This is a genomic window from Phycicoccus sp. Root101 (assembly GCF_001426245.1).
Lineage (GTDB): Bacteria > Actinomycetota > Actinomycetes > Actinomycetales > Dermatophilaceae > Pedococcus.
Map to the genome: position 1 here is coordinate 194601 of NZ_LMCM01000006.1, position 20176 is coordinate 214776.

General features: G+C 72.1%; 18 protein-coding genes. 13 read left to right on the forward strand and 5 right to left on the reverse strand.

The genetic code is table 11. The annotated features are described in order from the left end of the window. The first annotated feature begins 8 nt into the window (after positions 1-8). The 9 genes from ASC58_RS08255 (at position 9) to ASC58_RS08295 (ending at position 9847) form a co-directional block, all read left to right on the forward strand. The gene (locus tag ASC58_RS08255; RefSeq protein ID WP_056914348.1) at positions 9-1685 is read left to right on the forward strand and encodes a nitrite/sulfite reductase; all 1677 of its coding nucleotides are present in this window, start codon (positions 9-11) and stop codon (positions 1683-1685) included. After that, positions 1682-1912, forward strand: a complete 231-nt coding sequence (locus tag ASC58_RS08260) for a hypothetical protein (protein WP_056914349.1) — start codon at positions 1682-1684, stop codon at positions 1910-1912. The genes ASC58_RS08255 and ASC58_RS08260 overlap by 4 nt, the downstream gene beginning before the upstream one ends. Next, on the forward strand, positions 1909-2661 hold the full coding sequence (locus ASC58_RS08265) for a phosphoadenylyl-sulfate reductase (protein ID WP_056918964.1): 753 nt from the start codon (positions 1909-1911) through the stop codon (positions 2659-2661). The genes ASC58_RS08260 and ASC58_RS08265 overlap by 4 nt, the downstream gene beginning before the upstream one ends. Then, positions 2643-3587, forward strand: coding sequence for a sulfate adenylyltransferase subunit CysD (gene cysD, locus ASC58_RS08270; RefSeq protein WP_056914351.1), 945 nt, complete (start codon positions 2643-2645; stop codon positions 3585-3587). The genes ASC58_RS08265 and cysD overlap by 19 nt, the downstream gene beginning before the upstream one ends. Then, positions 3587-4957, forward strand: a complete 1371-nt coding sequence (locus tag ASC58_RS08275; RefSeq protein ID WP_082553097.1) for a sulfate adenylyltransferase subunit 1 — start codon at positions 3587-3589, stop codon at positions 4955-4957. Before cysD ends, ASC58_RS08275 begins: the two co-directional genes overlap by 1 nt. After that, entirely contained in the window at positions 4957-6261 is a 1305-nt protein-coding gene (cobA, locus tag ASC58_RS08280; protein WP_056918965.1) for a uroporphyrinogen-III C-methyltransferase, read from the forward strand. Before ASC58_RS08275 ends, cobA begins: the two co-directional genes overlap by 1 nt. After that, positions 6258-6962, forward strand: a complete 705-nt coding sequence (locus ASC58_RS08285; protein ID WP_056914353.1) for a sirohydrochlorin chelatase — start codon at positions 6258-6260, stop codon at positions 6960-6962. The genes cobA and ASC58_RS08285 overlap by 4 nt, the downstream gene beginning before the upstream one ends. After that, on the forward strand, positions 6959-7852 hold the full coding sequence (locus tag ASC58_RS08290; protein ID WP_235529154.1) for an enoyl-CoA hydratase/isomerase family protein: 894 nt from the start codon (positions 6959-6961) through the stop codon (positions 7850-7852). Before ASC58_RS08285 ends, ASC58_RS08290 begins: the two co-directional genes overlap by 4 nt. 123 nt (positions 7853-7975) lie before the next feature. Then, entirely contained in the window at positions 7976-9847 is a 1872-nt protein-coding gene (locus ASC58_RS08295; RefSeq protein WP_056919252.1) for an ABC transporter ATP-binding protein, read from the forward strand. Positions 9848-9911: 64 nt separating this feature from the next. Here ASC58_RS08295 and ASC58_RS08300 read toward each other — a convergent pair whose 3' ends face one another. After that, a complete protein-coding gene (locus tag ASC58_RS08300; protein WP_056914354.1) occupies positions 9912-10733 on the reverse strand; it encodes an SURF1 family protein in 822 nt (273 codons plus the stop codon). Between the two features lie 32 nt (positions 10734-10765). On the opposite strand from ASC58_RS08300, the gene moaA reads away from it, so the two are divergent. Next, positions 10766-11812: a GTP 3',8-cyclase MoaA gene (gene moaA / locus ASC58_RS08305; RefSeq protein ID WP_082553098.1), complete on the forward strand. Its 1047-nt coding sequence runs from the start codon at positions 10766-10768 to the stop codon at positions 11810-11812. 93 nt (positions 11813-11905) lie between these two features. Here the strand turns inward: moaA and ASC58_RS08310 are convergent, their stop codons facing one another. Together ASC58_RS08310 and ASC58_RS08315 are read right to left on the reverse strand one after the other, a co-directional pair. After that, positions 11906-12115, reverse strand: a complete 210-nt coding sequence (locus ASC58_RS08310) for a hypothetical protein (RefSeq protein WP_056914355.1) — start codon at positions 12113-12115, stop codon at positions 11906-11908. Then, a complete protein-coding gene (locus ASC58_RS08315) occupies positions 12115-12438 on the reverse strand; it encodes a DUF3099 domain-containing protein (RefSeq protein ID WP_056914356.1) in 324 nt (107 codons plus the stop codon). Before ASC58_RS08315 ends, ASC58_RS08310 begins: the two co-directional genes overlap by 1 nt. Before the next feature lie 97 nt (positions 12439-12535). Between ASC58_RS08315 and fabG the strand changes: the two genes are divergently transcribed. The 3 genes from fabG (at position 12536) to ASC58_RS08330 (ending at position 16313) form a co-directional block, all read left to right on the forward strand. Then, complete coding sequence (gene fabG / locus ASC58_RS08320) at positions 12536-13246, forward strand: 3-oxoacyl-[acyl-carrier-protein] reductase (RefSeq protein ID WP_056918966.1); 711 nt, start codon at positions 12536-12538, stop codon at positions 13244-13246. Positions 13247-13324: 78 nt separating this feature from the next. After that, positions 13325-14083 carry an enoyl-ACP reductase FabI gene (gene fabI, locus ASC58_RS08325; protein ID WP_056914358.1) on the forward strand — a complete coding sequence of 253 codons (759 nt, stop codon included), beginning with the start codon at positions 13325-13327 and terminating at the stop codon, positions 14081-14083. 43 nt (positions 14084-14126) lie between these two features. Beyond that, complete coding sequence (locus tag ASC58_RS08330) at positions 14127-16313, forward strand: tetratricopeptide repeat protein (RefSeq protein WP_056918967.1); 2187 nt, start codon at positions 14127-14129, stop codon at positions 16311-16313. A gap of 87 nt (positions 16314-16400) precedes the next feature. Here ASC58_RS08330 and cphA read toward each other — a convergent pair whose 3' ends face one another. Both cphA and ASC58_RS08340 read right to left on the reverse strand, forming a co-directional pair. Beyond that, positions 16401-19256 (reverse strand): cyanophycin synthetase, encoded by a 2856-nt coding sequence (cphA, locus tag ASC58_RS08335; protein ID WP_056918968.1) that lies wholly within the window; start codon positions 19254-19256, stop codon positions 16401-16403. Between the two features lie 49 nt (positions 19257-19305). After that, complete coding sequence (locus ASC58_RS08340) at positions 19306-20166, reverse strand: cyanophycinase (protein ID WP_056914361.1); 861 nt, start codon at positions 20164-20166, stop codon at positions 19306-19308. Positions 20167-20176 lie beyond the last annotated feature (10 nt).

The window sequence follows — 20176 nt, forward strand, 5'->3', positions numbered from 1 at the left end:
ATGGGCGGGTGACGCAGACCCCCACGCGCCCCCAGCGCCAGTCCGGCAAGGCCACCGGTGCCTGGGCCGACGGTGACCGCACGCCGCTGAACCCCAACGAGGAGTTCAAGCAGGCCGACGACGGGCTGAACGTCCGGGCCCGCATCGAGGAGGTCTACAGCCGCGACGGCTTCGCCTCGATTCCCGGCGAGGACCTCCGCGGCCGGATGCGCTGGTGGGGGCTGTACACCCAGCGCAAGCCCGGGATCGACGGTGGCAAGACCGCGACCCTGGACCCCTCGGAGCTCGACGCCGAGTACTTCATGCTCCGCGTCCGCAGCGACGGGGGAGCGCTGACCGGCGAGCAGCTGCGCACCATCGCCGGCATCAGCACGGAGTTCGCGCGCGACACCGCGGACGTCACCGACCGCCAGAACATCCAGCTGCACTGGATCCGCATCGAGGACGTCCCCGCGATCTGGGAGCGCCTCGAGGCCGTCGGGCTGACGACGGCTGAGGCGTGCGGCGACACCCCGCGGGTCATCCTCGGCTCGCCCGTCGCCGGGATCGCGGCGGACGAGGTGCTCGACGGAACGCCGGCGGTCCGCGAGATCCTCGAGCGCTACATCGGCAGCCCGGAGTTCTCCAACCTGCCGCGCAAGTTCAAGACGGCCATCTCGGGCTCGCCCAGCCTCGACGTGGCCCACGAGGTCAACGACATCTCGTTCGTCGGCGTCGTGCACCCCGAGCACGGTCCCGGGTTCGACCTGTGGGTGGGTGGCGGCCTCTCCACCAACCCGATGTTCGCCCAGCGGCTGGGTGCCTGGGTTCCCCTCGAGGAGGTCGCGGACGTCTGGAAGGGCGTCGTGTCGATCTTCCGCGACCACGGCTACCGCCGGCTGCGCAACCGCGCCCGGCTGAAGTTCCTCATGGCCGACTGGGGTCCGGAGAAGTTCCGCGAGGTCCTCGAGACCGAGTACCTGCACCGCACGCTCGTCGACGGCCCGGCACCGCAGGCGCCGTCGGCGCACCGCCGCGACCACGTCGGAGTGCACGCCCAGAACGACGGCCTGTACTGGGTCGGGGTCGCACCCGTCGCCGGTCGCGTCAGCGGCGCGACCCTGGCCCAGGTCGCCGACGTCGCCGAGCGCTGGGGCTCCGGGCGGGTCCGCCTCACGGCGCACCAGAAGCTGCTGGTCCTCGACGTCCCGAAGGCCAAGACCCGGTACGTCAAGGCGGCCCTGGCCAAGGTCGGGCTGCCCGCCGAGCCGAGCGAGTGGCGTCGCGGCGTCATGGCGTGCACCGGCATCGAGTTCTGCAAGCTGGCCCTGGTCGAGACCAAGGCCCGGGCCGGCACGGTGATCGCCGAGATGGAACGTCGGCTGCCGGAGTTCGACGTGCCGTTCTCCATCCACATCAACGGCTGCCCGAACTCCTGCGCCCGTACCCAGGTCGCCGACATCGGCCTCAAGGGCATGGTGCAGACCGACGACGACGGCAACCTCGTCGAGATCTTCCAGGTGCACCTCGGGGGCGGCCTCGGCACCGAGCCGCAGCTCGCCCGCAAGACCCGTGCGCTCAAGGTCCGCGCCGAGGACCTGCCCGACTACGTCGAGCGGCTGGCCGGCCGGTTCCTCGAGCAGCGCGACGGCACCGAGTCGTTCGCGCACTGGGCGCACCGGGCCGAGGAGGACGACCTGCGATGAGTGAGAACCGGTCTGCAGTCATCTACCACTGCCCCTTCTGCGCCGAGGAGGACCTGCGCCCCGTCGAGGAGCCGCGGGGCGCCTGGCGGTGCAACGCCTGCGCCCGCGTCTTCACGGTGCAGCTGGCCTCGATCGACACGACCCGCATCCCCGGGCGCCTCCGGGAGGAAGCGGAGCTGCAGCAGCAGCCGGCTGGGCTCCACCAGCAGCAAGGGAGTTCGTCATGACCGCAGCGACAACGACCCATCCGGCTGACGCCCTGCGCGCCCTCGCCGTCGAGGGTGAGCAGCGCTTCGGCGCGCTCGAGGGGGACGGTGCGCACGCGTCATACGAGGCTCGGGTGGAGCTGGCCCGCGAGGCGCTGCGCTGGGCTGCCGAGACGTTCGGCGACAAGCTCACCGTCGCCTCGTCGATGGGCGACGAGGTGCTGGTGCACCTCGTCGGGACGACCATCCCCGGCGCGGACGTGTTCTTCCTCGACACCGGCTACCACTTCGCCGAGACCCTCGGCACGCGCGACGCCTACGAGGCCATGCTGCCGGTGAACATCCGGACGATCCTGCCGCTGCTCACCGTCCCCCAGCAGGACGCCGAGTACGGCGCCAAGCTGCACGACCGCGACCCCAACGCGTGCTGCGCGATGCGCAAGGTCGAGCCGCTCAACCGGGCGCTGTCGACGCACGAGGCGTGGGTGACCGGCATGCGTCGGGTGGACGCGCCGACCCGCACCGACATCGGCATCGTCGGCTGGGACGACAAGCGCGGCATGGTCAAGCTCAACCCCATCGCGGGCTGGACCGACGAGGACGTGGACCGGTACGTGGAGGAGCACGGGGTGTTCCTCAACCCCTTGCGCCAGGAGGGGTACGCGTCGATCGGCTGCGCGCCGTGCACGCGACCCGTCGCCGAGGGCGAGGACGCCAGGGCCGGTCGCTGGGCCGGCAAGGACAAGACGGAATGCGGGCTGCACACGTGACCACCACTCCTGCCCGGGCGCTGCCCGACCAGTACACCCTGGACCACCTGGACCACCTGGAGTCCGAGGCCATCCACATCTTCCGCGAGGTGGCGGGGGAGTTCGAGCGGCCGGTCATCCTCTTCTCCGGCGGCAAGGACTCGGTCGTCATGGTCCACCTGGCGCTCAAGGCCTTCGCGCCGTCACCGCTGCCGTTCGCGCTGCTGCACGTGGACACGGGGCACAACTTCCCCGAGGTGCTGACGTACCGCGACGAGACCGTCGAGCGGCTGGGCGTGCGCCTGGTCGTCGCGCACGTGCAGGACTACATCGACGACGGTCGGCTGCGGGAGCGCCCGGACGGCACCCGGAACCCGCTGCAGACCGTCCCCCTGCTCGACGCCATCGAGTCCAACAAGTTCGACGCCGTCTTCGGCGGTGGTCGCCGCGACGAGGAGAAGGCCCGGGCCAAGGAGCGGGTGTTCAGCCTGCGCGACTCGTTCGGTGCGTGGGACCCCCGGCGCCAGCGGCCCGAGCTCTGGGACCTCTACAACGGCAAGCACGCCCCCGGCGAGCACGTCCGGGTCTTCCCGCTGTCCAACTGGACCGAGCTCGACGTCTGGCGCTACATCGAGCGCGAGGGCATCGCCCTGCCCGACCTCTACTACGCCCACGAACGCGAGGTGTTCGCGCGCGACGGCATGTGGCTGTCGGCGGGGGACTGGGGCGGTCCGAGGCCGGCGGAGCAGGTCCAGGTGCGGCAGGTCCGGTACCGCACGGTCGGCGACATGAGCTGCACCGGGGCGGTCGACTCCGCCGCCACCGACGTGGCCGGTGTGATCCTCGAGCTGGCCGCGTCCCGGCTGACGGAGCGGGGCGCCACGCGTGCCGACGACCGGATGTCCGAGGCAGCCATGGAGGACCGCAAGAAGCAGGGGTACTTCTGATGTCGACGACCCACGCCACCACTCCCGACAGCGAGGCCACCGTGACCACTGCTGCCCCGGCGCCGGCCGCGCCCACACGCCGCCACGACCTGCTCCGGCTCGCGACGGCCGGGTCGGTCGACGACGGCAAGTCCACCCTGGTCGGTCGACTCCTCTACGACACCAAGTCGGTGCTCGCCGACCAGCTCGATGCCGTCGAGCGGGTCAGCAAGGAGCGCGGCCTCGACGCCGCCGACCTGGCGCTGCTCACCGACGGCCTGCGGGCCGAGCGCGAGCAGGGCATCACCATCGACGTCGCCTACCGCTACTTCTCGACGGCCACCCGCTCCTACGTCCTCGCGGACACCCCCGGGCACGTGCAGTACACCCGCAACATGGTCACGGGTGCCTCGACGGCCGAGCTGGCACTGATCCTCATCGACGCCCGCCACGGCGTCGTCGAGCAGACCCGGCGCCACCTCGCCGTCACCGGGCTGCTCGGGGTCCGCCACGTCGCCGTGGCGGTCAACAAGATGGACCTCGTCGACTGGGACCGGGTGCGGTTCGATGAGATCGTCGCCGAGTTCAGCCGCCACGCAACGCGATTCGGCATCGAGGACGTCGTGGCGGTGCCGGTTTCGGCGCTGTTCGGCGACAACATCGTGGACCGCTCCGACCGCGCTTCCTGGTATGCCGGGCCCACGCTGCTCGAGCACCTCGAGTCGGTGCCCGTCGGGACCGACCCGTCGGCCCAGCCGCTCCGGGTCCCGGTCCAGTACGTCATCCGCCCGCAGAAGGACGGCCACCGCGACTACCGCGGCTACGCCGGACGGCTGTCCTCCGGCGTCGTGCGCCCCGGTGACGAGGTCGTCGTCCTTCCCGGGGGCGCCCGAACCAGGGTGGCCGGGATCGACCGCGCCCGCGCCGACGGGACCGTGGAGGAGCTGGACGTCGCCTTCGCGCCACAGTCGGTCACCCTGCGCCTCACCGACGACATCGACGTCTCCCGGGGCGACCTCATCGCCGCGGCCGACGATCCGAGCCTCACCACGCGCTCCCTTGCCGGCACGGTCGCGGTCCTCGACGACCGACCCGTCCGGCAGCGGGACCGGGTGCTGCTGCGCGTCGGGACCCGCACCGTCCGGGCCATCGTCGAGGACGTCGTCGACCAGCTCGACATCGAGACCATGGAGCAGCGCACGGCGCCGGACGGGTTGGCGCTCAACGCGATCGGCCGCGTGAGGATCCGGCTGGCCGACGACGTCGCGATCGACGACTACCGACAGCTGCGTCGCACGGGCGCCTTCCTGCTCATCGACGAGAACGACGGTTCGACGCTTGCAGCCGGCATGGCGGACGCGCCGGACCGCAGCATCGGCGAGGGCATCTGATGACCGCCCCCGCCTACCCGCTCACCCTCGACCTGACCGGCCGGCGGGTCGTGGTCGTGGGCGGCGGTCCCGTGGCGGCTCGTCGAGCGCGCGGGCTGGTCGAGGCGGGCGGAGCGGTCGAGGTCATCGCCCCCTTCGTCTGCGAGGACCTCCGTGACCTCTTGGAGCGTGTCGAGATCACGTGGCACGAGAGGGAGTTCGTCACCGGAGACCTCGTCCTGCCCGAACCCGCGTGGCTCGTCCACACCGCGACGGGCGACCGGTCGGTCGACACCCAGGTGTCGCGTGAGGCAGAGGCCGCCCGGGTCTGGTGCGTGCGGGCGGACGACGCGTCGACGTCGAGCGCCTGGACCCCCGCCGTCGCCCGTGGCACCCACGGCACCGCGAGCGAGGGCCTCACGGTGGCCGTCACCGCGGGCGCAGACCCCCGACGCGCGGTGGCCGTGCGGGACGCCGTCCTCGCGGCCCTCGACAGCGGCAGCCTCCCCGTCCGGCGCGTGCGTCCCGCCACCGGAGGCGGCGATGTCCTGCCGGGCGGCGACGCTGTCCAGGCGGGCCGCGTGGCCCTCGTCGGCGGTGGCCCCGGCGCCGAGGACCTCATCACCGTCCGCGGGCGGGCCCTGCTCGCAGCCGCCGACGTCGTGGTCACCGACCGGCTCGGTCCGCGCGGCCTGCTGGCGGCCCTCGGCCAGGACGTGGAGGTCGTCGACGTCGGCAAGACGCCCGGCAACCACCCGGTCACCCAGGGGCGCATCAACGAGCTGCTGGTGCACCACGCGTCCCTGGGGAAGCGGGTGGTCCGCCTCAAGGGAGGCGACCCGTTCGTCCTCGGTCGGGGTGGCGAGGAGGCACTGCACTGCATCGAGCACGGCATCCCGGTCGAGGTCGTCCCGGGCGTCACCTCTGCCGTGTCCGTGCCTGCGGCTGCAGGGATCCCGGTGACGCACCGGGGGATCACGGCGTCGTTCGTCGTCGCCTCCGCCCACGACGGCGCCGACCAGGTCCTCCGGGCCGCGTCCGACGCGGCGCCGGACGCCACCCTCGTCCTCCTCATGGGGGTGACCCGGCTCGCCTCGACCGCCCGAGCGCTGCTCGACGCGGGACGACGCCCCGACACGCCGGTGGCGCTCATCGAGCGGGGCTGGATGCCGGACCAGCGGACCACCGTGACGACGCTCGAGCACGCCGCCGCCGACGCGGAGCGGGCCGGGGTGAAGGCGCCCGCCGTGGTCGTCGTCGGGGACGTCGTGTCGGTGCGCCAACAGGTCGGCGACCTCGCCGGGGGAGTACCGTCCCGAGGATGAGCGCCGCGCCCGACATCGTCCTGCTCGCGCACGGGTCGCCCGACCCGCGCCACGCCAAGGGCGTCGAGACCCTGGCCGACCACGTGCGCACGCTCGCGCCGGACCGGCCGGTCCACACGGCATACCTGGACCACCACGCACCCAGCCCGAGCCAGACCGCCGCGGGGATCGGGAAGCACGCGGTGGTCGTCCCCGTGCTGCTCACGCCGGCCTACCACGCGAAGGTCGACGTGCCGGCTGCCGTCAACCAGATGATCGCCGACTCGGGCTCGGAGGTCGGCGTCGCCGCAGCCCTCGGCCCCCACCACCTGCTCCTCGACGCCGCGGAGGAGCTCCTCGCGGCGGAGGGCATCGAGCCGGACCCGTCCACCGCCGTCGTCCTGTATGCCGCCGGGTCCAGCGACAGTGAAGCCGTCGCCACCGTGGGCCAGACGATCGCGGACCACCCGCGCGAAGGATGGGGTCGCTGGGGCGTGGCCGCCCTCGACGGCGGGGCGACGATGGAGCAGGTGCTGCGGACCATGCCCGACGAGGTCGAGCGCACCGTTGCCGTCTCGTTCATGGTCGCCGAGGGCATCCTCCGGGACCGGATGGCCCAGCACTGCGGCCGCGCCGGGGTCTCGATGGTCCCGGGCGCGCTCGCCCAGACGGGGGCCATGGCCCAGCTGGTCCTCGAGCGGGCCGATAACCTGCCCGCGTGACCGACCCCTCGACCGAGCCCACCACCGAGCCCTCCACCGAGCCCACCACCGAGCCCTCCACCGACGCCCGGTCCGCCACCGGCGGCGGGAGCTCGACGCGGCCGCACCCCCACCTGCTCGTCACGCGGGAGGGGCCGGTGCTCACCGTCACCCTCGACAACGAGGCACGCCGCAACGCCCAGCTCCCGTCGCTGTGGCTGGCCCTGGCCGAGGTGGCCGCCTCGCTGGACCAGGCTGTCCGGGTCGTCGTGCTGGCAGCGCGCGGGCCGTCGTTCTCGGCCGGACTCGACCTGTCCGTGGTGGCCGGCGACCCGGCGAAGGCTCCTCATGGTGAGCCGGACCTGTTCGAGATCGCCGCCCGCGGAGTGGAGGAGGCGGCCGACGTCATCGCGGGCTTCCAGCGGGGGTTCACCGCGTGGGCCGAGGCCGACGCCGTCGTCGTGGCGGCGGTCCAGGGCCACGCGATCGGCGCGGGGTTCCAGCTGGCGCTGGCCGCGGACCTGCGGGTCGTGGCCGACGACGTGCAGCTCGCCATGCGCGAGACGTCCCTGGGACTCGTTCCCGACCTGGGCGGCACACAGCCGCTGGTCTCCCTGGTCGGACCGGCGCGCGCCCTGGAGATCTGCGCCACCGGACGGTTCGTCGGGGCCCAGGAGGCCGTGGCGACAGGGCTGGCCAACGTCGCGGTGCCACGGGACGAGCTCGAGGCGACGACGGCCGACCTGGTGGCTGCCCTGCTCGCGGCTCCTGACGCGTCGCTGCGGGCGCTGAAGCCCCTGCTGCGGTCCGCGGGTCCAGCCGGCCGCGAGGACCAGCTGCGGTCCGAGCGGGAGACCCAGGCCGTGCTCCTGCGCGGACTCGGAGAGGCACGGGCGGCCGGACGTCGCTGACCCGGCACGGACACCGCCGGCCGAGTCCGATGAGGCCACTGTCGGTGCTCGCCGTCATGCTGGGGAATGCCGCTGTGGGCGCAGGACGTTCCACGGCGTGACTGCAAGGAGAACATCGTGAGCATGTCCGGCTGGAGCGCCATGCGCTCCCTCACCCGGGACGGCTCGGTCAAGGACCGCAAGCTGGCCCCCGGGACCGCACGACGGGTGCTTGGCTACGCCACGCCCTTCAAGCGGCAGATCCTGCTGTTCCTCGTGCTCGTCGTCATCAGTGCAGCGCTCGTCGTCGCGACGCCGTTGCTGCTCAAGGACCTCATCGACAACGGCATCACACCGCGCAACCGGAGCGTCGTCATCGAGCTCGCACTCGTCGTCGCGGCGCTGTCCGTGGCCGACGCCGTCCTCACGCTGGTGCAGCGCTGGTACTCCAGCCGGATCGGCGAGGGCCTGATCTACGAGCTGCGCACCGAGGTGTTCGCCCACGTGCTGCGGCAGCCGATCGCCTTCTTCACCCGCGCCCAGACCGGCGCCCTCGTGACGCGGCTCAACAGCGACGTCATCGGCGCCCAGCAGGCCTTCACGTCGGTGCTGTCCAGCGTCGTGAGCAACGTCGTCTCGCTCACCCTGATCATCGCGGCGATGGCGTCGCTGTCGTGGCAGCTGACCCTGGCGTCGCTCGCCCTCGTGCCGTTCTTCCTCATCCCCGCAAGGGTCATGGGGCGCCGGCTCTCCGGCCTCACCCACGCGCAGATGAACCTCAACGCCGACCTCGGGTCGCGCATGACGGAGCGCTTCAACGTGGCGGGCGCGCTGTTGGTCAAGCTGTTCGGCGATCCCCGCCGCGAGGACCGGGAGTACTCCGGCCAAGCAGCCGACGTGCGCGACATGGGCGTCAAGATCGCCCTCAACCGCAGCGTGTTCTTCGTCGCCCTGACCCTCGTCGCGTCGCTGGCGACCGCGATGGTCTACGGCTTCGGCGGCATCATGGCCGTCAACGGCTCGCTGACCGTCGGCACGCTGCTGGCGCTCACGGCCCTGCTCGGCCGCCTGTACGGACCGCTGACCTCGCTGTCCAACGTGCGGGTCGACGTGATGACCGCGCTCGTCTCGTTCGAGCGGGTCTTCGAGGTGCTCGACCTCAAGCCCCTCGTCACCGAGCGCGCCGACGCCAGGCCGATCCCGGCCGGGCCGGTGCGTGTGGAGGTCGACGACGTCGCGTTCCGCTACCCGTCGGCCGACGAGGTGTCCCTCGCCTCGCTGGAGAGCGTCGCCGCGGGCGACCGCAAGGGGTCGGGCCTGGTGCTGCGCGACGTCGCCTTCGAGGTCGAGCCCGGACAGCTCGTGGCCCTGGTCGGCCCCTCCGGCGCCGGGAAGTCCACCATCACCTCCCTCCTCGCTCGCCTGTACGACCCGAGCGCCGGCGCCGTCCGGATCAACGGGCTCGACCTGCGTCAGGCCACCACCGCCTCCTTGTCGGCCACGGTGGGCATGGTGACGCAGGAGGCCCACCTCTTCCACGACACCATCCGGGCCAACCTCGCGTATGCCGCCCCGGACGCCACCGACGAGCAGGTCGTCGCGGCGTTGAAGGCGGCCCAGGTCTGGTCCCTCGTCAGTGCCCTGCCCGAGGGCCTCGACACCGTGGTCGGCGACCGCGGGCACCGGCTCTCCGGTGGGGAGAAGCAGCGCCTGGCGCTCGCCCGGCTGCTGCTCAAGAGCCCCGGCCTCATCGTCCTCGACGAGGCCACGGCGCACCTCGACAGCGAGTCCGAGGCAGCCGTCCAGCGTGCCCTCGACACCGCGCTGCGGGGCCGCACCGCCGTGGTCATCGCCCACCGCCTCTCGACCGTGCGCGGAGCCGACCAGATCCTCGTGGTGGACGGGGGCCGCATCGTCGAACGCGGCACCCACCGTGAGCTGATGACGCGTGGTGGTGTCTACAGCGACCTGTACACGACGCAGTTCGCCGACCAGGAGAGCGACGTCCCCGCCTGAGCCGACCGGCGTGGCCGGCGACCGGGAGCCCCGGGCGCATCCGCGCCCGCTGCAGGAGGACGGCTCAGCCGTCCTCCTCGTCCCAGATCCGTGTCCTCTTCTGGCGGGGCCTCGGAGGGGCGGACCCTGACGCGTGCGCGTCGACCAGGGCCTGCTCGTCGAGCCCGTCGCGGTACTCGCGCCGGATGCCGAACCACACCAGCACGAACCCGCCGACCATGGCCATCCACCACTGGAAGGCGTACGCCTGGTGCGGTCCCAGCCCGGTGTCCGGCGCCTCGAGCGCGGTCGGTCGCGGGGGAGCGCTGCCGTCGGCACGTCGCTCGACCTCGAGGACGACGTAGGCGCCGAGGAGGGGTTCGGCGACCTGCCGCCCGGCCTCGGCCAGGTTGATGCTGGCCACCTGGCCGGCAGGAGGGGTCCGGCCCAACGACGGCTCCGACTGGCGCAGCCACCCGGTCAGGGTGACCTCGTCGGCGGGGGCAGCGGGGAACGTCGGGAGCGACTCGGCCGTCTTGGCGTTCTGCACCCAGCCGCGGTCGACGAGCACGGTCTTGCCGCTGTCCGTCGTGAACGGCACGAGCACCTCGTACCCGTAGGTGCCCTCGTACGGCCGGTTGCGGACCAGCAGCGTCTGGTCCGCGGCATACCGACCGGTGGCGGTGACCCGGGTCCAGTCCTCGGACAACGGCATCGGTGCGGCGCCCAGGACGTCCGTGAGCTGTCGGGGCTGGGCCTTGTAGTGCGAGTTGATGCGATCGGCCTTGGCGGCCTTGCCCTCGTACCGGTGCCACTGCCACTGCCCGAGGAAGAACGCGGCGACGGCAAAGACGAGGGCCGCGGTGAGGGCCCCCAGCCAACGCCGCGAAATGAGCACCCTGAGCACTTCATCACGGTACCCGGCTTAGGCTGGGGGGTATGACCGGCCTCCCCTTCCCGACCGTGCGCGGTGCCACGCCTGCGCCCGAGGGCCTGGTGGGCCTTCCCGACCGCTACGGACGGGTGGCCCGGGACCTGCGGGTCTCGGTCACCGACCGGTGCAACCTGCGCTGCCGCTACTGCATGCCGGCCGAGGGCCTGCCGTGGCTGGCCAAGCCCGAGATGCTCTCCGACGACGAGCTCGTGCGGGTCGTCGGGGTGTTCGTGGGACTGGGGATCCGCCAGGTCCGCCTCACCGGCGGTGAGCCGATGCTGCGCCGGTCGCTGGTCGACGTGGTGCGACGCATCGCCGCCCTCCAGCCGCGACCCCGGATCGCCATGACCACCAACGGGATCGGCCTGGACCGGCTGGCCCAGCCGTTGGCCGACGCCGGGCTCGACCGGGTCAACGTCAGCCTCGACACGATCGACCCCAAGGAGTTCGCCGACCTCACCCGTCGCGACCGCCTGCACGACGTCGAAGCAGGCCTCAAGGCCGCGGCCACCGCCGGCCTGGTGCCGGTCAAGGTCAACGCCGTCGCCATGCGCGGCATCAACGACGACTCGGTCGCCGACCTGCTCCAGTGGTGCCTCGACCGCGGCTACGAGCTGCGCTTCATCGAGCAGATGCCGCTCGACGCCCAGCACGGCTGGGACGCCTCGACGATGGTCTCCTCGCAGGAGCTGCACGAGCACCTCCGGGAGCGGTTCACCCTGACGCCGCTGCCGCAGGCCGACCGGGGCAGCGCGCCGGCGGAGCGGTTCCTCGTCAACGGCGGTCCGCAGACGGTGGGCATCATCGCCAGCGTCACCGACCCGTTCTGCGCCGCCTGCGACCGCACCCGGCTCACCGCCGACGGCCAGGTCCGCAACTGCCTGTTCTCCCAGGCCGAGACCGACCTGCGCGGGCCCCTGCGCGACGGCGCCACCGACGAGGACCTGGCCCGGCTCATCCAGGGCGAGATGTGGCGCAAGGAGCCGGGGCACGGGATCGGGTCGGAGGGCTTCGTCCAGCCCGACCGCCCGATGTCCGCCATCGGCGGCTGACGGGCCACCAGCGAGAGGTGGGGCGCGGGGCCGGCCGGCCCTGTCGCCATACCGACCGGTCGTTCGGCCCGCGGTCGCTCGGCCGGCGGTCGCTCAGCCCGCGGTCGCGGGGATCGCGTCCGCGGGGACCGTCTCGGCGAGGAAGCCGCGGACGGACAGGAACTCCCCGAGCGACGTCCGGTGGTCCTCGCAGGCCAGCCAGACCTTGCGGCGATCGACCGTGTGCAGCTTCGGGTTGTTCCAGAGGTGCGCCCAGGTCGCGGTCGCACGGCAGCCCTTGGCGCTGCACACCATGCCGTCCATCAGCGGCCGATCTGGGTGGGACCGTCGCCGCGTGGCGTGACCGGTGCCGAACCCCGCCCCGCACCCCGGGGAGCCACGGCGTTGACCATGACCACGGCGACGTACGGCAGCAGGACGGCAAGAACCGCGAGAGTGCCCCACAGCCACCACGGCGCCCCGGAGGTCGCCGTGAGGACGGCGCCGATGAAGCAGACCGTGCGGACCCCCATGGTGAAGAGGTAGCGCCGGATCCGGCCCGCCTGCTCGTCGGCGATGTTGGCCGGGGCCGACGTCACCGACTGGACGACGGGTTCGTCGGGGCGGTGGCGTCGGGAACGGGGCACGTGTCCACGATAAGCCGCCTGCGATGCGGTGTACCCATCGGTAGTCGATAGGGTCGCGCGCAGACGCCAACCGAGCACGGACGACACGGAGGAATCGATGGCAGGCCGCAACGTCCTGGTCACCGGAGGCAACCGCGGGATCGGGTTGAGCATCGCCCGTGCCCTCGCCGAGGCGGGCCACCACGTGGTCATCACGCACCGCTCGGGCGAGCCGCCTGAGGGCCTGCAGGGGGTGCTGTGCGAGGTCACCGACACGTCCTCCGTCGACGCCGCGTTCACCGCGGCCGAGGAGCTCCTCGGCGGCCCGGTCGACGTCCTCGTCGCCAACGCCGGGGTGACCCGCGACCAGCTGCTGATGCGGATGAGCGACGAGGAGTTCGACTCCGTCATCGACACCAACCTCGCCGGCGCCTTCCGCTGCGCACGCCGTGCCGTCAAGGGCATGATCCGCGCCCGTCACGGGCGGATCATCTTCATCTCCAGCGTCGTGGGCCTGTACGGGTCGCCCGGCCAGACGAACTACTCCGCCAGCAAGTCCGGCCTCGTGGGTCTCGCCCGGTCGATCTCCCGGGAGCTCGGCACCCGGGGCATCACCGCCAACGTCGTCGCCCCCGGGTTCATCGAGACCGACATGACCGAGGTCCTCCCCGAGGACCGCAAGAAGGCGTACCAGGCGAGCATCCCCGCAGGACGCTTCGGCCAGTCCGACGAGGTCGCGGCGACGGTGCGCTTCCTCGCGTCGGACGACGCGGCATACATCACCGGCGCCGTGATCCCCGTCGACGGTGGCCTCGGGATGGGCCACTGACCCCGGTGGCGAGCAGGGACCGCCGGTCCCGACCGTCACCGCACCACCCCTGACCCCACCAGATCGGAGTACCCGCCCATGCTGCTCGAGGGTAAGAAGCTGCTCATCACCGGTGTCCTCATGGACTCCTCGATCGCCTTCCACGTGGCGAAGATCGCCCAGGAGCAGGGTGCGGAGGTCGTGCTGACGTCGTTCGGCCGCACCTTCAAGATCACCCAGACGATCGCCAAGCGCCTGCCGACCACGCCCCCCGTGGTCGAGCTCGACGTCACCGACCAAGAGCACCTCGACACCCTCGCCGAGCGGCTGGGCGAGCATGTCGACCACCTCGACGGGGTCCTGCACTCGATCGGGTTCGCGCCGCAGGGGGCGTTCAACTTCCTGGAGGGCACCTTCGAGGACGTGTCGACGGCCATCCACGCCTCGGCCTACTCGTTGAAGTCGCTCGGCGTGGCCACGCTGCCGCTCATGAAGGACGGCGGCAGCATCGTCGGCCTCACCTTCGACGCGAAGTTCGCCTGGCCGGTCTACGACTGGATGGGCGTCGCCAAGGCGGCCTTCGAGTCGACCAACCGCTACCTGGCCCGCGACCTCGGCCCCAAGGGCGTCCGCTGCAACCTCGTGGCCGCCGGTCCGATCCGGACCACCGCCGCCAAGTCCATCCCGGGGTTCGCGACGTTCGAGGAGACGTGGAACACCCGCGCCCCGCTCGGGTGGGACGTCAACGACGCCGTGCCGGCGGCCCAGGCCTGCGCCGCGCTCCTGTCGGACTGGTTCCCGGCGACGACGGGCGAGATCGTCCACGTCGACGGCGGCGTCCACGCGATGGGTCAGTGACGCCCGTTCTGCCGTGGTGGTGAGCCGCTACTAGGCTCGCCGCATGACGTCCGCACCTGCCGTCGCAGCGACCGAGGTCCGGGTCCTCGAGGGCCCGAACCTCTACTTCGCCAAGCCGGCCATCAAGGTCAGCCTCGAGCTGCCCGGGTACCTGTCCGCCGACGAGGCCGACCTCAAGAAGCTGGCCCGCTCGGTCGGGCTGAAGAGCTCGCGACCCGGCGCTCCGGGCACCGAGCAGCGCCAGCGGTTCGTCATGCGGCTCGTCGAGCGCGCCACCCGTCGCCTCGCCGCCGCCAGCGGCACCACCCGGCTTGGGGTGCGGACCCGTCCCGGCAGCGACCCCGCCCAGGTCGTGGTGGCCTTCGTATGGCGCCGCCGTGGTCGGGCGCGCGCGCTCGGTGAGGGCGTGGCCCCCCTCCTGCAGTCCTGGCTCGACGGGGACGACCAGGTCGAGGCGCTCGGCGCCCAGGTGGCCGCGGCCGAGCCGGGGGAGCGCCCGTCGCTCATCACCCCCACCATCCCGGTCGCGTCGATCACCGGCACCAACGGCAAGACGACGACCACCCGCCTGCTCGGCCACATCGGCATGACGGCAGGCCTGCGCACCGCCTGGTCGTCGACCGACGGCATCGTCGTGCAGGGCGAGGTCATCGAGGGCGGCGACTACTCGGGGCCGGCCGGCGCACGCGCGGTCCTGACGGCGCCCGGCGTCCAGCTGGGCATCCTCGAGACCGCCCGCGGAGGCATGCTGCTCAAGGGCATGGGCGTCTCGGCCAACGACGTCTCGGTCGTCACGAACGTGTCCGCCGACCACCTCGGGCTCCAGGGCATCGACACGGTCGACCAGCTCGCCGAGGTCAAGGCGATCGTCACCAAGGCCACCAAGCCCCGGGGCTGGGCCGTGCTCAACGGTGAGGACCCGCGGGTGTGGGCGATGCGCTCGGGCACCAAGGCGCGCCCCTGGGTGTTCACGCTCCGCTCGGACGCCCCGGCCGTCCGGGAGGCGCTCGACGCGGGCGGCCGGGCCATCACCGTCCTCGACGGCGACATCGCCGTGCTGGAGAACGGGCAGGACCCCGACCGCCTCGTGAGCATCCTCGACGTTCCGGCGACCCTGTCGGGGCTGTCGGTCCACAACATCGCGAACGCCCTCGCCGGTGCCGCCGCTGCCCTCGGTCTGGGCCTGCCTCGTGCGGCCGTCGTCGAGGGCCTGAAGAGCTTCGCCCCCGACGACCAGCTCAACCCGGGGCGGATGAACACCTACACGCTGCGCCGCGAGGACGGCAGCGCCATCACCGTCATCGTCGACCTCGCCCACAACGAGGCAGGTCTCGACGCGTTGATGGACGTCGCCCACGGCCTGAAGGTCCCCGGCGGCCAGGTCCACCTGGGCCTCGGCCTCGCAGGGGACCGCACGGACGACCTGCTGGAGTCCATCGGTGAGGTCGCGGGCCTGCGGGCCGACCGGATCGTCGCGGCGCACAAGGAGCACTACCTGCGCGGGCGGACCATGGAGGAGCTCGAAGGCCACCTGCGCACCGGGTTGGCGCGAGCCGGCGTCGCCGACATCGACTCCTACCCGACCGAGCTCGGTGGTCTGCAGGCCCTCGTTCCCGGCGCCTCGGACGGCGACGTCGTCGCGCTCATGTGCCACGCAGAGCGGTCCCAGGTGGCCTCGTGGCTGGCCGAGCAGGGGGCCGTGGCCGACGGGCCTGACGACATCCGCCGCAAGGTCGTGGCCGCCCGCGGGGAGCACGAGTTCGAGACGCAGATCGCCGAGCTGTGGGAGCTGGACGACGACCAGGCCCGGATCGAGGCGGCCACCTCGTTGCGCACCTCACGCCCCGGCGACGCCCGCCTGGTCTACGAGCTCGCCGCGACCCTGGACGCCGCCGGGCGCGAGAAGGACGCGATCGACCTGTACCGCGACGCCCTCGCCAGCGGGCTGCGCGAGCCGCACCGGCACCGTGCCCGGATCCAGCTCGCCTCCAGCCTGCGCGTCACCGGCCAGCCGGACCTCGCGCACTCGCTGCTCACCGAGCTCTCGCACGAACGGCCCGGCAGCGTGGCCGTCGAGGCGTTCCGCGCCCTCGCGGCCTACGACAGCGGTCGCGGTGCCGAGGCGGTGGCCGACCTCATCGACACCCTGCTGCACCACGCCGGTGACGAGGACAGCCTGAGCTACCAGCGGGCCCTGCACGGGTATGCCGCGCAGCTGCGGGATGCCTGACCGCACCACACGCCGCCACGACGACCGGCGCCCCACGACGGATGGCCCGATCCCGCAGCAGTGGGGTCGGGCCGTTCGTCGTGCTGCTCAGCTGGTGGCGGGCTCGACCTCGGGAGCCTCGGCCGCTGCGGCCTCGTCGCCGGAGGCCTGAGCCTCGACCTGCATCTCCACGGGGTCGAGGTCGGGGTCGCCGATCCCCTCCTTGTTGTGGGCGCCGGCCTGGGCGTGCTGGGTCATCTGCTCGAGCTCGTTCAGCACCTCGGCGTGCTGGTCCACGCAGAGCACCACGACGTCACCGGGGTTGGCGCGGGCCATGCAGTGCCGGACGGCGTCGACCTCGTTGAGGACGGTCTCGACCTGGCGGCAGCGGATGCCCTCCTTGCCGATCTCACCCTTGGCGCCCTCGGCGATGAGGGCAGCCGTCTCGCCGGCGGGACGACCCCGCTTGCGCTCGTCCTCACGGACCACGACCACGTCGAAGTGGCGGGCGGCGATGGCTCCGAGCTCGCGCATGTCGTCGTCGCGGCGGTCGCCGGCCGTGGAGATCATGCCGATCCGCGAGACCTTGCCGAGGTCGGACTGGCCGGCCTTCTGCGCGGCATACCCCTCGACGAACTCACCCAGCACCCGCATGCCGGGGGCGTTGTGGCAGTAGTCGACGAACACGTCGACGTTGTGCACGTTGACGAGGTTCATGCGGCCGGGGGAGAGGTAGTAGCTCGTCGTGAAGGTGCGCAGGCCCTGGCGGATCTCGTGCAGACCGGCCCCGGCGGCGAACGCGGCACCCGCGGCCGCCATGGCGTTGGCGACGTTGAACTTCGCGGTGCCGCCGAAGGTCGCGGGCAGCAGGTGGGTCCACGCGAGCTGCATCGAGCGACGCCCGTGCTTGATGACGATCATGTCGCCACGGTCGGTGTGGTCGAGGACGACCGCCCTGCCACCACGGCGGCAGTAGTCCTCGATGAACTCGCGCACCTTGCTGCCGGGTGGCTGCATGGAGAACCACACGATCCCGCCGGAGCACCGACGACGCATCTTGCGGACGAGGTCGTCGTCGGCGTTGAGGACGGCGAAACCGTTGCGGGGCACCGCTTCCACGATGACGGCCTTGACGTCGGCGAGCTGCTCGAGGGTGTCGATGCCCTTCATGCCGAGGTGGTCGGGGGCGACGTTGGTGACGACGGCGACGTCGTTGCGGTCGTAGCCGAGGCCCTCGCGCAGGATGCCGCCGCGGGCGACCTCCATGACGGCGAAGTCGACGCGGGGGTTCTGCAGGACCATCCGGGCCGAGCGGGGGCCGGACGCGTCGGCCTTGTAGACCAGCCGCTCGTCGATGATGATGCCGTCGGTCGAGGTCATGCCGACCTTGCGCCCGATGCCCTTGAAGATGTGGGCGATCATGCGCGACGTCGTGGTCTTGCCGTTGGTGCCGGTGACCGCCACGATCGGCACGCGCGAGGGCGAGCCGGGCGGGAACAGCAGGTCCACGACCGGCTTGGCGATGAACTGGGGCTCGCCGACCGTGGGGTGCGTGTGCATCCGGAACCCGGGAGCGGCGTTCACCTCGCAGATGGCGCCGCCGGTCTCGCGGACCGGGGAGGCGATGTCGGGGCAGATGAAGTCGATGCCCGCGACGTCGAGCCCGATCATGCGGGCCGCCTCCTCGGCGATCTCGACGTTGTCCGGGTGCGCGTCGAACGTCCGGTCGACCGAGATGCCGCCCGTCGACATGTTGCCGGTGAGGGCGAGCTTGACCATCTGGCCCTCCGGCGGCACGCCGTCGAGCTCGTAGCCCTGGTCGCGGACGAGCGCGATGGCGGCGTCGTCGACCTTGATGCGGGTCAGGACCTTCTCGTGGCCGACACCTCGGCGGGGATCGGCGTTGGTCGTCTCGACCAGCTCGGCGACCGTGTGGGTGCCGTCGCCGATGACGTGGGCGGGGACGCGCTCCGCGATGGCCTGCATCTTGCCGCCCACGATGAGGCAGCGGTAGTCACGGCCGACGACGAGCGACTCGACGATGACGTAGCCGCGCCGGGACTCTCCCTCGGCCGTGACGAAGGCCGACCGCACCTCGTCGTCGGACTGCAGGTCGAGGCACACACCGCGACCGTGGTTGCCGTCCAGGGGCTTGACGACGACGGGGAACCCGATGCGCCGGGCCGCGGCCACCGCACCGTCCGCCGTGCGCACGGTCTCCTGCTTGGGCACGGGGAGTCCGGCGGAGGCCAGCAGGCGGGTGGTCATGTCCTTGTCGCTGGCGATGTCCACGGCCAGGGCGCCGGTCTTGGACGTCATCGTCGCCCGGATGCGCTGGGCGTGCACGCCCTGCCCGAGCTGGACGAAGGACGCGCTGTTGAGCCTGATGTACGGGATGTCGCGGGCGATGGCCTCCTCGAGGATCGCCCCGGTCGACGGCCCGAACGCCGAGCGCTGCGCCCGGCGCAGGAACAGGTCGAGCTCCTCGGTGAAGTCGAACTCCTCCTCGGCCTGGACGAGGTGGTTGACGAGGCGCACCGCGAGGGTGCCGGCCGCGAGGCCGACCGTCTCGTCGGCGTAGTCGTAGATGACGTTGTAGCGACCGGGCTGCCCCTTGACGGCGCGCGTCTTCCCACGCCGCAGGTCGTGGCCGGCCTCCTGCTGCAGCTGGAGGGCGACGTGCTCGGCGACGTGGCCGACCCAGGTGCCCTCACGGAGCCGCTCGATGAAGCCGCCCTTCACCCCGCGCGAGCAGGTGTGGTTCTCCAGGCCGGGCAGCAGCTCCACGAGGTGGTCGGTGAACCCCTCGATGGTGTCGGTCGGGTAGCCCTCGAGCACCCCGAGGTCCACGATGAGGTGGATGGCCGGGCTGTAGGACCAGATGTTGCCGCCGCGGTAGACGCGGGACTCGACGATCGAGAGCTCGGGAGCTGCGGGCCCGGTGGGCGTGGGGCGATCGGCCATGGGATCTCCTAGCGGTTCGGGCTGGGGGTGGGATCGGTGGGGCGACCGGTCAGGCCTTCGCCGTGGCCAGGGCCACGGCGGCATCCGCGTGCTTCTCGACGAAGTCGACGAGCTTCACCTCGGAGAGGTCGAACGTAGCGCCTGCGGGCAGCGAGTGCACGACCGCACCGGAGACCATGAGCGGTGCTCCACGCCGGGCGTCCGGTGCGTCGGACACCGCCTCGCGGCAGTCGAGGACGAACACGGCGCCGGCACCGTGGACGGTGAAACCGGACCGGTCGCGCACCTCGATGGCGGTGTCCTCGTCGATCCCGATGCCGATCAGGCTGGGGGAGGCGGCCACCATGGACATCAGGCGCCCGTAGCGGGACCGCTGCGCGAAGTGCTGGTCGATGATGACGCCCTGGAGCAGGCCGAGGCCGGCGCTGAGCTGGCTGTGCCGCTGACGTGGGGTGATGCCCTCGTCGCCCATCGAGATCATGAACTGGCTCATGATCGAGGCGCCTGCCGACGTGCCCCCGACGACGGCGCCGCGGTCGTGCGCACGGTGCAGGGCGTCGCCGAGCGGGGTGCCCGGGAAACGCTGGCTCAGCTTGAGCTGGCTGCCGCCGCTCATGAAGACGCCGGTGGCCTGGTCGACGAGGGCGACCAGCTCGTCGTCGTGCGCCTCCTGGCGGGACTGGGGGTTCACGACGGACGGAGCAGGTGCACCGAGACGCGTGAACACCTCGGTGTAGGCCTCGGTCACCTCGTCCTGGAACGAGGACGCGGTGGGGATCAGGACGATCTTCGCCTTGCGTCCGCCGGCGAGGCGCACGAAGCGTCGCAGGACGGTGGCCTTGCCGACACGGTCCTCGGCACCACCGATGATCAGGAGGGTCGGTGTCGCTCGACGTTTTGACGGAGGCATCCCACCAGCC